This is a genomic window from Robiginitomaculum antarcticum DSM 21748 (assembly GCF_000365025.1).
Lineage (GTDB): Bacteria > Pseudomonadota > Alphaproteobacteria > Caulobacterales > Maricaulaceae > Robiginitomaculum > Robiginitomaculum antarcticum.
In genome coordinates this window covers 948,176-959,396 of the sequence record NZ_KB823011.1, presented here as the reverse complement: position 1 = coordinate 959,396, position 11,221 = coordinate 948,176, and the positions used below count along the sequence as shown (strand labels likewise).

13 protein-coding genes, 1 tRNA gene and 1 pseudogene are annotated in these 11,221 nt (G+C 53.8%); 10 read left to right on the top strand and 5 right to left on the bottom strand.

Going from position 1 to position 11,221, the window contains the following annotated elements; translation table 11 throughout:
* Positions 1-67 precede the first annotated feature (67 nt).
* From H142_RS0104590 to H142_RS16135, 4 genes are all read left to right on the top strand, one after another.
* Positions 68-1,303 carry a dipeptidase gene (locus H142_RS0104590; RefSeq protein WP_017930924.1) on the top strand — a complete coding sequence of 412 codons (1,236 nt, stop codon included), beginning with the start codon at positions 68-70 and terminating at the stop codon, positions 1,301-1,303.
* 6 nt (positions 1,304-1,309) lie between these two features.
* Positions 1,310-1,690, top strand: a complete 381-nt coding sequence (locus H142_RS16780) for a thiol-disulfide oxidoreductase DCC family protein (RefSeq protein WP_017930923.1) — start codon at positions 1,310-1,312, stop codon at positions 1,688-1,690.
* Positions 1,691-1,723: 33 nt separating this feature from the next.
* On the top strand, positions 1,724-2,500 hold the full coding sequence (locus H142_RS14325) for an NAD(P)H-hydrate dehydratase (protein WP_169331804.1): 777 nt from the start codon (positions 1,724-1,726) through the stop codon (positions 2,498-2,500).
* Between the two features lie 76 nt (positions 2,501-2,576).
* Positions 2,577-2,975, top strand: a complete 399-nt coding sequence (locus tag H142_RS16135; RefSeq protein WP_017930921.1) for an ExbD/TolR family protein — start codon at positions 2,577-2,579, stop codon at positions 2,973-2,975.
* Here the strand turns inward: H142_RS16135 and H142_RS0104570 are convergent.
* Positions 2,972-4,063, bottom strand: coding sequence for an NADH:flavin oxidoreductase (locus H142_RS0104570; RefSeq protein ID WP_017930920.1), 1,092 nt, complete (start codon positions 4,061-4,063; stop codon positions 2,972-2,974). The two genes, H142_RS16135 and H142_RS0104570, sit on opposite strands and share 4 nt — an antisense overlap.
* Positions 4,056-4,547 carry an asparaginase domain-containing protein gene (locus H142_RS0104565; RefSeq protein WP_017930919.1) on the bottom strand — a complete coding sequence of 164 codons (492 nt, stop codon included), beginning with the start codon at positions 4,545-4,547 and terminating at the stop codon, positions 4,056-4,058. The genes H142_RS0104570 and H142_RS0104565 overlap by 8 nt, the downstream gene beginning before the upstream one ends.
* Before the next feature lie 166 nt (positions 4,548-4,713).
* On the opposite strand from H142_RS0104565, the gene panD reads away from it, so the two are divergent.
* A complete protein-coding gene (gene panD, locus H142_RS0104560) occupies positions 4,714-5,076 on the top strand; it encodes an aspartate 1-decarboxylase (RefSeq protein WP_017930918.1) in 363 nt (120 codons plus the stop codon).
* An 81-nt stretch (positions 5,077-5,157) separates the two neighbouring features.
* Here the strand turns inward: panD and H142_RS0104555 are convergent, their stop codons facing one another.
* Positions 5,158-5,871, bottom strand: coding sequence for an SIMPL domain-containing protein (locus H142_RS0104555; RefSeq protein WP_017930917.1), 714 nt, complete (start codon positions 5,869-5,871; stop codon positions 5,158-5,160).
* A gap of 141 nt (positions 5,872-6,012) precedes the next feature.
* Between H142_RS0104555 and H142_RS0104550 the strand changes: the two genes are divergently transcribed.
* Positions 6,013-6,089, top strand: a tRNA-Met gene (locus tag H142_RS0104550).
* An 86-nt stretch (positions 6,090-6,175) separates the two neighbouring features.
* Here the strand turns inward: H142_RS0104550 and H142_RS15935 are convergent.
* Positions 6,176-6,875: pseudogene (locus H142_RS15935) on the bottom strand (IS6 family transposase).
* Positions 6,876-7,175: 300 nt separating this feature from the next.
* On the opposite strand from H142_RS15935, the gene H142_RS16130 reads away from it, so the two are divergent.
* Positions 7,176-7,484: a M14 family metallopeptidase gene (locus H142_RS16130; RefSeq protein WP_017930915.1), complete on the top strand. Its 309-nt coding sequence runs from the start codon at positions 7,176-7,178 to the stop codon at positions 7,482-7,484.
* A gap of 75 nt (positions 7,485-7,559) precedes the next feature.
* Here H142_RS16130 and H142_RS0104530 read toward each other — a convergent pair whose 3' ends face one another.
* Positions 7,560-8,015 (bottom strand): MaoC family dehydratase, encoded by a 456-nt coding sequence (locus H142_RS0104530; RefSeq protein ID WP_017930914.1) that lies wholly within the window; start codon positions 8,013-8,015, stop codon positions 7,560-7,562.
* A 35-nt stretch (positions 8,016-8,050) separates the two neighbouring features.
* Here H142_RS0104530 and H142_RS0104525 point away from each other — a divergent pair, with 35 nt between their 5' ends.
* The 3 genes from H142_RS0104525 to H142_RS0104515 all read left to right on the top strand — a co-directional run bounded on the left by H142_RS0104525 (position 8,051) and on the right by H142_RS0104515 (position 11,216).
* Entirely contained in the window at positions 8,051-9,148 is a 1,098-nt protein-coding gene (locus H142_RS0104525; protein WP_017930913.1) for a DsbA family protein, read from the top strand.
* A gap of 203 nt (positions 9,149-9,351) precedes the next feature.
* Positions 9,352-10,773 (top strand): MATE family efflux transporter, encoded by a 1,422-nt coding sequence (locus H142_RS0104520; RefSeq protein WP_017930912.1) that lies wholly within the window; start codon positions 9,352-9,354, stop codon positions 10,771-10,773.
* A gap of 95 nt (positions 10,774-10,868) precedes the next feature.
* On the top strand, positions 10,869-11,216 hold the full coding sequence (locus tag H142_RS0104515) for a hypothetical protein (RefSeq protein ID WP_017930911.1): 348 nt from the start codon (positions 10,869-10,871) through the stop codon (positions 11,214-11,216).
* Positions 11,217-11,221: the final 5 nt, after the last annotated feature.

The window sequence follows — 11,221 nt, the reverse complement described above, 5'->3', positions numbered from 1 at the left end:
GACGGCTACCGCTTTTACATTGCCAAAACGTGCTTTCGGCTTATGGTTTGAGAAAGGGGAAATTTACATGACATTCAAAACAACATTACTGGCCACTGCAGCCTTACTAATGGCGGGTTGTGGCGCATCGGATACGCCGCCCGCAGACACAGCAGCGCCTACGCCGCTGACGCCTGCGCAAATTCACGATCAAATTCTGACGCTGGACACGCATATCGATATCCCGCTCACTTATATGACAGAGATTGACCCAAGCGGCCCAACCGAGCTGCAGGTTGATTTACCAAAATTGACCGAAGGACGGCTCGATAGCGGGTTCTGGATTGTTTATACGCCGCAAGGTGAGCTGACGCCTGAGGGCTATGCGGCGGCTGGAGCGATTGCGCAAACACGGCTCACGGCCATAGAGCAGCTGACGCAGGTGCACGGAGCTGATTTTGAGCTGGCGCGCACAGCTGATGATGTTCGCCGTATTGTCAGCGGCGGCAAACATGCCGTTCTGATCGGGATGGAAAACGCTTATCCGCTGGGTGATAGCGTCGCTGACGTCCCGGTAATGGCGGCGCGCGGCGTGCGCTATATGGGGGTCACTCATTTCGGGCATAACCAGTTTGGTGATAGCTCTAACGCCGACCCTGTGCGTGATGAGGGCCCGAAATGGAATGGTTTGTCGCCACTGGGCCGTGACCTTGTCGCAGCGCTCAATGATAACGGTATTATGGTCGATGTCAGCCATGCGGGCAAAGCCACAATGATGCAGGCCGCCGAAATATCGCGCACGCCTATTATTGCGTCACATAGCGGGGCTAAAGCCGTTTCCGACAGCCTGCGCAATCTTGATGATGAACAGCTTCGCAAGATCAGAGACGTCGGCGGCGTCGCGCAGATGGTGGCGCTCGGCGTCTATGTTAAAGTCCAAACACCGGAGCAGTTGGCCGCATTGGACGCATTAGGACAGCGGTTTGGAATTTCGTCACGCCCGGATTATGAGGCGCTAAGCGAAGAAGACAAACTGGTTGTCGACCAAGAACGCGATAGAATAATCGCAACAGAGCCTTTGGCGACGGTCTCCGACTTTGTCGATCATATCGACCACGCCGTTAAAATTGCCGGCATTGATCATGTCGGCATTGCGTCGGATTTTGATGGCGGAGGCGGGATCATCGGATGGAAAGATGCCTCGCAGACCGCCAATGTCACGGCAGAGCTGTTGCGCCGCGATTATAGTGAGCAAGACATTGCTAAAATTTGGGGCGGTAATTTGCTGCGCGTCTTGAGCATCGTTGAGGCGGACGCGAAATAGGCTAATATGACCGAGGGCGCACCGCTTATCATCTACTCTAATACGCTGTGCCCCGTCTGTGATGCGGGCATAAGCTGGCAGCGCAGACGGATGATCGAGCTGCTACGCCGCGGCGGGATTGAATTTCGCGACATTAACAAAGAACCGCAGCGCCTGTCACAATTCGGAGCGAGTCTTGAGGATATCCGCATGAAGCTCCACGCTCTGGACGGCGGGGAGCTCTTGGTCGGCGCGGTTGTTGCGGTCGAAATCTGGCGGCGGTCAAGCGGTCAAGCTTGGCTGGCGGCCATTTTCGGCAACCCCGTCATCATGCCGTTGACCCGTGCCTGCTATCATATTTTGGCTAAGCTTTTATATCGGTGGAATAAAGCGAAAGGTCATTGGTAGATTTATCGACCACAAATGAGGAGGATGCCCGCTATGCCCAATGGCCCTGATATTTTTAAACATGCTCTCCCGCACGCCGCTGATGACGCTCATAAATATGATAATGGGCATCTGGCGATATTCGCAGCGCCTGATCTAACAGGCGCGACTCGATTATCGGCGCAGGCCGCTCTGCGTATTGGCGCAGGATTGGTCAGCGTGCTGGCTATGTCACGGGGCGATGTTTACCGCGCCAGCCTCCCGCCTGATATCATGGTGACGCAAGATGCTCTGGGTGGTTTGAATAAGGTATCGGCTGTGCTTGCCGGGCCGGGCGGGATTGCGCCCGCCCATCATGCCGCACTGGATGATTTGCCCGGGGATATGCCGCGCGTGATTGACAGTAGCGCTTTTCCCGCGCCCGCCGGAGAGGCGCAGTTCCCGCCTTGTACTGTGCTCACCTCGCATGACGGCGAATTTGCGAGGATGTTTCCGGATATGAAAGGCTCGCGTGAAGACATGGCGCGCCGGGCGGCGGCCTATTGCGGCGCGATTATCGTCTTAAAGGGCCCCGTGACATATATTGCCCATCCCGATGGCCGCTGCGTTATCAATAACCATCCCGATGCCGCTCTGGCCAAAGGCGGGACGGGCGACGTGCTGGCGGGATTTATCGCCGGGCTGATGGCGCAGCATATGGCGGCCTTTGAGGCGGCTTGCGCGGGGGTGTGGACACACAGCGAATGCGGCGCGCGCTTGGGACGGGGGTTGATCGCCAGTGATCTGCCGGGGGAAGTTCCGGCGGTTTTAAAAGGCTTTTTTGGGGACTAAGACCGCATCTTTATTATGAATATTGTAATATCTCAATTGTTATGTTATTGCATATCTATAAATATGGGAGGATAAGATGAAAACATTACGCCGCCATTACGCAGATGAGGCCGGAGTCGATATGACGCCCATGCTGGATATCGTGTTTATTTTGCTGATATTTTTTATTGTTACCGCGACATTTCTGGACGAGCACGGCACGGCGTTAGCTAAGCCTGCGCCAAGTGAGACCCCGACCCATTCGGTTCCTGTTCTGGATGTCTATATCACAGCTCAAAACGATGTAATCGTCGATGGCAGGCTTTTGTCGATAGAGACCGCGCCGGACCGGGTCGTGACCTTTCTGTCCAGCAAACCTCAAACGGCGGTTCTGTTGCGCGCACATAGCGCTGCCGATCTGGACGGGGTCGTTACTTTGCGTGATGAATTTGCCGTGCGTCAGATTACGACGAGACTGAAGATTGACAGACCCTAATATAGAGTTTGCAGCGAGGCGGCGTCATAGTCGCCGAGCGCGTCGAGCTTGCCGTCTTTGACTTTGCTGGCCCATTGCGGATCCTGAAGCAGGGCGCGGCCCACCGCGACCAGATCAAATTCACCAGCGTCTAAGCGTTCATAGAGATCGTCAAGACCGCGCGTCCCGCTGCCTTTGCCTTGGAAGGCGTCAAAGAAATCCCCATCCAGCCCGACTGACCCGACGGTAATGGTCGGCAGTCCGGTCAGCTTCTTCGCCCATCCGGCAAGGTTTAGGGTGGAGCCTTCAAATTCGGGCTCCCAATAGCGACGCTGCGAACAGTGCAATATATCCACACCCGCATCGACGAAAACGCCTAGAAATTCGCCCAAAGCTTCGGGCGTTTCCGCCAGACGCGCGCCATAATCCTGCTGCTTCCATTGCGAGAAGCGAAGGATGATCGGCATATCCTCACCAATAGCCTTGCGGCATTCGGAAATAATCTCAGCGGCGAATGTGGCGCGGTCTTTGAGATCGCCACCATATTTATCGTCGCGCTGGTTCATAACCGCCCAGAAAAACTCGTCGATGAGATAGCCATGCGCGCCGTGAATTTCGATTGCGTCCATGCCCATATCTTTGGCGTGGGCGGCGGATCGGGCGAAGCTGGCAACAATATCGGCGACTTCGGACTCTGATAATACAGGCGCGACCAGTTTGCCGGTATGCGTCAGGCCGGACGGGCTGTCTGCGTCGGCTTCAGGAAAATGACCTGCGCCCGGTTTTTTTGCCATGCCTGTGTGCCAAAGCTGCGGCGCGATTTTGCCGCCTTGCGCGTGAACGGATTTCACAACATTGCTCCAGCCGGGCAGGGCGTCACCGTAAAATAACGGCACTTTGGGATCATTGCCTGCGCCGGGCCGGTCAACGACTGTGCCTTCGGTGACAATCAGGCCGACATCGGCCCCGGCGCGGCGGCCATAATACTCTGCCACATCTGTGCCGGGTATGCCGGCGGGCGAATGACTGCGCGTCATCGGCGCCATGACAATACGGTTTGGCAGGTCCAGCCCGCGGCAGGAAAATGGCGTAAATAACGTGTTAGACATCAAAGCGTCCTTGTTTTTCATTTTTGTGAATATCTTTCGCGGCGAATATACGGCCATTCATGACCGCGTAAACACCAGCGGGCAGAAGCTGCGCGGCGATTACGGCGCCGCCGACATTAAATCCGGCGTCGGATTTTCCGATCGCGAAGGGGCGCATGGCCCCCGTTAAAATGACTGTTTTCTCGCCCGTTTTCCCTGACAGGAATGCGGCCGTTTTATCCATTGTACTGGTGCCGTGTGTGATGACGACGGCAGTCTCTTCTGCGCTTGACAGCGCGCCTAAAATTGACGCCCGGTCATCATCATTAATCTCCAGGCTGTCCTTGCTCATCAGGGCAATTTCGCGCGGGTAATAGCACCGGCCGCGCGCCAAGAGCTCGCCGAGATGCGAGGCATCCGTGCCGGACAAGACCAAACCTTCGGTATAGGTGTCGTGGTCTTTGTCCAGCGTGCCGCCGGTGGTTATGATAAGGACATCTTTCATGTGGGGGTCTTATCCATCGCCGCCGTGGCCTGCAATCGGAATAGCCATGCGAATTTGCATAGCATATCGGATGTGATATGCGTCAGCAGAGGTTCTTAAAGGCCAATGTCTTACCTAGATATATAGCGTAGCCCGCGCTAAGAGCGGCGTAGACGAGGAGATCCAGATGATTGTGACCATGATGAAGGGCAAAATACACCGCGCGACGGTGACTCAGGCTGACCTGCACTACGAAGGCTCAATCTCTATTGATCAGGATTTGCTCGAACGCGCCGGAATTCTACCTAATGAACAGGTCGATATCCTCAACATCACAAATGGCGAACGGTTTACGACTTATGCCATTGACGCTCCGCGCGGGTCCAAAACATTTGGTTTGAACGGCGCTGCGGCGCGCCGGGTACAGGTTGGTGACAAAATTATCATCATTACATATTGCCAAATGGATGCGGGAGAGGCGCGCAATTACGCGCCCAATGTCGTGCTTTTAGACGAAAATAACGAGGTCTATATTCCTCCGGTCAGCTAGATCATTTTAATATCAATATTGAAAAAGCCGCCCTTGCAGGCGGCTTTTTTATTAGCTCAATACGGTGCCATTCTGGACAGGCTATTCGACAATGCCGTAGCTGAGATTTACAGTGACACTGATGGTTTGCTCGCCCGGCGCGACAGGCGTAGATTCCATAACGTCCATAGCTGCCGTTTGACGGTACATGACCGGGCGCCCACCGCCGCTGGATTCGCTCAGATTCGTCAATTTACCCAGCTCCACTCCGGCCGCTTCAGCCATGGATTGGGCTTTAGCTTTAGCCTTGGCAATCGCATTTGTGCGGGCTGTATTCTCAGCCTCTTCAGGATTTTTAACCGTCATCTGAACCTGATCGATATTATTGATGCCGGCTTTAACCAGGGCGTCGACCATAGCCCCGGTCTTAGCCAGATCGTCTGTCGTCACGGTAATTATATTGCGCGCTTCATAGCCCGTAATGCGCGGCGCTTTACGCTCCTCATAATTATATCGCGGTTGCAGGCTGATCTGTGAGGTTTGTACATTCTCGCGCGGGATACCGGCGGCATCCAAAGCTTCAAAAACTTTGGTCATTTTGGCCGCATTATCACGCATAGCCTGTCCGGCATCTGCGGACTGGCTGACGACCCCGGCCGAGACCATGGCTTGATCCGGCGCGATTTTGACGTCAGCGCTGGCCGAGACGTTGATAACGGCCATCGTCTGCTCCTGCGGCTGTACGTAAGTGGGCGAAGTCGGGGTGCAGGCCGCGATCGCGGCGGCGGCGGCTAATGTGATCAAAATATTGCGCATAGTTAGTCTCCAATTTTGAGAGCCAGATATGCCATAGATGCACACGGACTAACAAGAGGGTTTTACTCTGGCCAAAGCCGCGCTATAGGGCGGCGCTCTATGAGTTTTCTACGCGGCAATGCGTGAACTTGGCGTGAATAGGGGTCTGTAGCTCAATTGGTTAGAGCCGACGGTTCATACCCGTCTGGTTGGGGGTTCGAGTCCCTCCGGACCTACCACGCACTAAGTGCTTTTTACCACGTATAGGTAGTGACGGCTTTGTCACGTTAACTAATCTAGCCGTTATTTTTTGCTAACTGGCGCTTTAGGCGCAAGCCGCTGCCGTCACGATGCTCCATTCGCATTGAGATTTAGTTCTGAATTTTCGTAGCGTGTTTCTTGAATTGAGATGCGTCGGTGATTGAACAGATTGTAGATTTGACCATAGGCTGAAAGTAGTTTTGAGCGTTCCCCACAGATCTGAATTTTTGTACTTTTCGCTCTCGTCTTCGTATGGGAACGTGAGAGCATTCAGCTCTATTGTTTTTTCTTCCGCCGACATCTTGAAGGTGTTGTAGGCCTAAACACTTGAGAGCGGCTCCGTACGACCCAAGTCGATCTGTCACGATACGAGTGGGCTTGATGCCCTGGTTTCTAAGGAGTTTACGCAGTAATCGCGTGGCTGCCTTAGTATTGCGGCGTTGCTGAACAACGACATCAAGTACCGTTCCTTCGTCATCAACGGCACGCCAGAGGTAAACCATTCGACCGTTAACCTTCGTGTAGACTTCATCCAAATGCCAAACAGGAGAGGGACTTTCAGATCTACAACTTATTCGCTTTGCAAAGGTCGACCCGAATTTCTCAACCCATCTCCGGAATGTTTCATAGGAAACATTGACGCCGCGTTCTATCATGAGCTCTTCGACATCACGAAAGCTTAGATGGAAACGAAAATACATCCAAACGGCACCTTTGATTACATCGGGATCGAAGCGATGACGGGTGTAAATTGAGGTTTGCATCGCAATACCTTAGCGAATTGTCTGAAAACGGCCATTAACGTGACGAAGTAACAGGCGCATAGGACCTGCAAAGCTTCGCTGAAACCGTAATGGCTGACACGCCAAAGGCGCCCGCCTTTCGCAGTGTTTATAATGTTGTGATTATACCGCTCATAAATCCTGACGGAGTCGCGCGGCCATTGGCGGCATAATGTTGACGGAACAGATTTAAACCGTGATTGGGGGCCTTTTGAACAACCCGAAACGCGCAGTATTAAAACATGGCTTGACGGGATCGGCGGTAACGGCCCGCGCCTGTTTTTGGATTTTCACTCGACGCGGCGCAATGTTTTTTACACACAGACGGATGAAGATGCCGGCTTTGCAGCCGGATTTACGCAAGACTGGATGGCGCGAAGCGCCCAGAAAATTGACACACAATCCTATCCGTTTGAGCGGGCACAACGTCATAATTCTGATCTGCCTACATCGAAAAATTATATGCATACGCGCTACAATATTCCGGCAATTACTTATGAAGTCGGTGATGAAACGGATCGCGGCGCCATTGACACTTCCGCTGCAATATTTGCGCAAGAGATGATGTATATTCTGACAGAAGATTTATGACCATTTGCGCAAGACTAACTGACGCGATTAATCCGGCCTGACTATCTCGTATTCCAATTGTCGCATAAAGAGATTTTAGATCGGCTTTTTGCGTTGTAATCCGGTGCGCGTGGCCACAGCGCAGAGCTCATCATGTTGATTAAAAGCGCGGTGCTCAAATGTGACTAGGCCCTGGTCAGGCCGTGATTTGCTCTCGCGCAAACCGACGACCTCTGTCTGAATATGCACGGTATCACCGTGAAAAAGCGGCTTTGGAAATTTGACATCCGTCATGCCCAAATTAGCCACGGCTGTCCCCATCGTTGTGTCGCCGACGGATATGCCAACCATAAGGCCAAGGGTGAAATAACTATTGACCAGACGCTGGCCGAACTCGGTTTCTTTTTCGCAATAATCCGCGTCGAGATGCAGCTGCGCCGGATTATGTGTCATAGCCGAAAACAGCACATTATCGGCTTCGGTAATGGTGCGGCGCAGGGCATGATCAAAGACATCGCCCACCGATAATTCATCAAACCACTTGCCCGCCATATTGTAACTCCATTATATTGCGATAGGGTCATAACATGGCCGCGCTAAAATCCTACATTATTCGTTATCTGCTGTCGGAAGGCCGCATGCTGCGCAAGCGGGTTTTCTATGAAAGTAAGATGACCTCACGCGAGATCGTCTTTTTCCATGACCCCAAAGATGCTCATAGCGTTTTATTGGCTTCGCAAATCCCGGCGCTGCTCGATTGGTACGGCCTGACCCTGCGCGCGTTTACGATTACCGATATGCCGCCAAAATATGCACCTGAACTGGACGCTCTTAGGGCTTGGGCCAAAGAAGATGCGCGCTGGCTGTCCGCACGGCTGGGTATTAAATTTCCCGGCCATGTTCCCGGCGAGATTGCGGACGCTCCGGAGGGTACGGCGCAGCTCTTAAAGCTCGGCCATTATCAGGGCGGCATGATTTACTATGCAGGTGAATGGTATTGGGGATTGGATCGCTTGCATTTCCTCGAAGAGCGGCTGCAGGATATAGGGCGGGGTGAGGGCGCGCCGATCACCCCGCCTGTGGATTGGGATCGCAACGATACGCGCAAAACTGACCGCTCCATCAAGGCGTTCCTGTCGCTTCGCAGTCCTTATAGCTATCTCGCCGCCATGAAGATTTATGATCTCGCGCGGCAGCATGAAGCAACCGTCAGTCTTAGACCTGTCCTGCCCATGCTGATGCGCGGCTATGATGTGCCGAAGTCCAAGCGGCTCTATATTGCAGGAGATGTCGCGCGGCAGGCCCGGCGTAAGAATATTCCTTACGGCCTGATTAGCGATGCGGTGGGCAAGCCGACCGAACGCGGCATGGCTGTGCTGTTTTCCGTTCTCGGCACGCCGCGCGAAGAGGCCTTTCTCAAAAGCTTTTACAAAGCCGTCTGGGCGGAGGGCGTCAATGCCGGCTCGGCCATTGGTCTTCGCCGCATATGTGAGCGCGCCGGCATTACCCGCGACGAGGTCGGCGCGGCCCTGCGCGACGAGACGTGGCGCGCAAAAGCGGCGAAAAATCAAGCGGATTTACATGCCGCGGGATTATGGGGCGTGCCGAGCTTTATCGTGAATGGACAGGCGGTGTGGGGCGAAGACAGGCTGGCCCGCATTCAGGAAAATCTATTTCAGAATTGACAAAAATCGACTACGCCATTATCCCGCCTACACTTAACGGAGATTATTCCATGAACACTTTTGTCGTTTTTCCGAGTGTAGGCCAGACCTGCACTTCCCGCTCTGCTCGGTAACGACGCGCGCCATCAAGGCTTGTGACCTCCCGAGCACCCGCTCCGGAGGTTTTTTTATATCCGGAGTCTATTTTATATAAAGAGACTCATATGTCTGAAACATATTTAAAACCCGCGCGTAAAGCGCAGTTTCCGTCCACATGGGGCGGAGAGCTTAAAGCTTTTTTAGCCCTCGGCTTTCCTATTGGATTAGGGCAACTCATATCCTTCGTCGTCTACACGATTGACGCCGCCATGATTGGCCGTCTGGGCGAGACGCAACTGGCTGCGTCGTCACTTGGTTTGGTGATATTCTTTCTGCTGTGGATGCTGGGCTCCGGCGCTGTTTTCGCCGTGACGCCATTGGTCAGCCAAGCTTTGGGACGCAACCAAAATGAGCGCCGCGACGTGCGTATGACGGTGCGGATGAGCTTTTGGCTGATTGCCTTTATGACGCCTTTTGCCTTAATTTTCGGCTTGTTTGTTGAGCCTATGGCTTTGGCTCTGGGGCAGGATCCGGTGGTCTCACAATTGGGCGCGCAATATACGCTGACATTGATATTTGGCTGGCCCTTTGCGCTGATGATTTTTGCCCTGCGCAATTTTCTGTCGGCATTTGGACGGGTCTGGATGCCGATGGTGCTGATCAGTCTGACGACACTGTTTAACGTCGCGCTGAACTGGATTTTGATCTACGGCAATTTGGGGTTTCCACGGCTCGAACTTGTCGGGGCCGGCATTGCCTCTTCGCTCTCCTACGTCCTCAGTTTCACCCTCTTTGCCATCTATGTGACCCGGGACAGTAAAGCCGCGCCGTTTCGCGTTTTTCGCCGCTTGTGGCGTCCAGATTGGAGCCGTATGCGCGACCTGATCACGCTTGGCTTTCCGATCACTGTCATGACGCTGTTCGAAGGCATGCTGTTTAACGTGGCTGTCCTAATTGTCGGCGCGATCAGCGTCAGCGCGCAGGCGGCCTATCAAGTCGGGCTGAATGTCGCTTCACTATCCTTTATGGTGCCCTTTGGCCTGGCTATGGCCGGGTCGGTCCGTGTGGGGCTCGCCGTAGGCGCGCAAAACCTTCCGGCGCTGAAACGCTCGGCGATTGTGACATTTGTAACCTGTGTTGGCATCGTTGCGATTCTAGCCTTAGGCGTGGCCTTTGGCGCGTCGGTGATATCGCGCGTCTATCTCGATGTCAACGCGCCGGAAAATGCAGCGGTCGTCGGATTGATTGCGGGCTTCTTGCCCATCGTCGCCGGTTTCATGGTGTATGACGCAGCGCAGGTTGTCGCCAATCAGCTGTTGCGCGGGCTAAAAGACGTGAACTGGCCGATGATTTTCACAGGCTTTAGTTACTGGGTCATTGGCTTTCCGATTTGTTACTGGCTCGGCCTGCATACGGCCTATGGAGCGAATGGCGTGTGGTATGGCCTGTCTATCGGTCTGTTCTTCGCCTTTGTTTTGCTCTGCGGCCGGTTTATCTATCTGGTATGGATGAGACCCGAGCGGATAATTTTTTCACAAAACGTGTAGAATGTTCTTGTAATGTTCTCATTATTTGAATAAACGGAACGTCCCCCGAAGTAAAACGTTAATTCCCCGTTGACGTTTTAAAAAATGGTAGACGTATGGCCCGCTTTGATGACGCATTTATAGACCGTATTCTCTGGTGTTCCCCCGCCAGACGGATCGGCACGCATCACTGGCGGGCCATCGTCTATACTCTGCCGGCACGTTATGGCGCGGGCTTATCACGCTTTGGGTTTCAATTTCGCAAGGGGAGCGAGTTCGGCAGTGCGCCGGAGCAATGGACGCATGCCAGTAGTTTTCCGGGCTATGCCCGGCATCTGCCCGGTAACGGTCTACCCAAGGCACTGAAATCCATGTTCGAGACCTACCGCAGCGATATTGACCACCATTTGGGCATTGCGCCGCCGTCTAAAGGATCGCAACTTCACCTGGACTTAGTAGCTTAGGTTCA

Excerpts from the sequence above, each read along its gene's own strand:
- H142_RS0104525 (WP_017930913.1), top strand. The coding sequence starts at position 8,051 with ATGGCCGCGCTAAAATCCTACATTATTCGTTATCTGCTGTCGGAAGGC.
- H142_RS0104555 (WP_017930917.1), bottom strand. The coding sequence starts at position 5,871 with ATGCGCAATATTTTGATCACATTAGCCGCCGCCGCCGCGATCGCGGCC.
- H142_RS16135 (WP_017930921.1), top strand. The coding sequence starts at position 2,577 with ATGAAAACATTACGCCGCCATTACGCAGATGAGGCCGGAGTCGATATG.
- H142_RS14325 (WP_169331804.1), top strand. The coding sequence starts at position 1,724 with ATGCCCAATGGCCCTGATATTTTTAAACATGCTCTCCCGCACGCCGCT.
- H142_RS0104565 (WP_017930919.1), bottom strand. The coding sequence starts at position 4,547 with ATGAAAGATGTCCTTATCATAACCACCGGCGGCACGCTGGACAAAGAC.
- H142_RS0104515 (WP_017930911.1), top strand. The coding sequence starts at position 10,869 with ATGGCCCGCTTTGATGACGCATTTATAGACCGTATTCTCTGGTGTTCC.
- H142_RS16780 (WP_017930923.1), top strand. The coding sequence starts at position 1,310 with ATGACCGAGGGCGCACCGCTTATCATCTACTCTAATACGCTGTGCCCC.
- panD (WP_017930918.1), top strand. The coding sequence starts at position 4,714 with ATGATTGTGACCATGATGAAGGGCAAAATACACCGCGCGACGGTGACT.
- H142_RS0104530 (WP_017930914.1), bottom strand. The coding sequence starts at position 8,015 with ATGGCGGGCAAGTGGTTTGATGAATTATCGGTGGGCGATGTCTTTGAT.
- H142_RS0104520 (WP_017930912.1), top strand. The coding sequence starts at position 9,352 with ATGTCTGAAACATATTTAAAACCCGCGCGTAAAGCGCAGTTTCCGTCC.
- H142_RS0104590 (WP_017930924.1), top strand. The coding sequence starts at position 68 with ATGACATTCAAAACAACATTACTGGCCACTGCAGCCTTACTAATGGCG.
- H142_RS0104570 (WP_017930920.1), bottom strand. The coding sequence starts at position 4,063 with ATGTCTAACACGTTATTTACGCCATTTTCCTGCCGCGGGCTGGACCTG.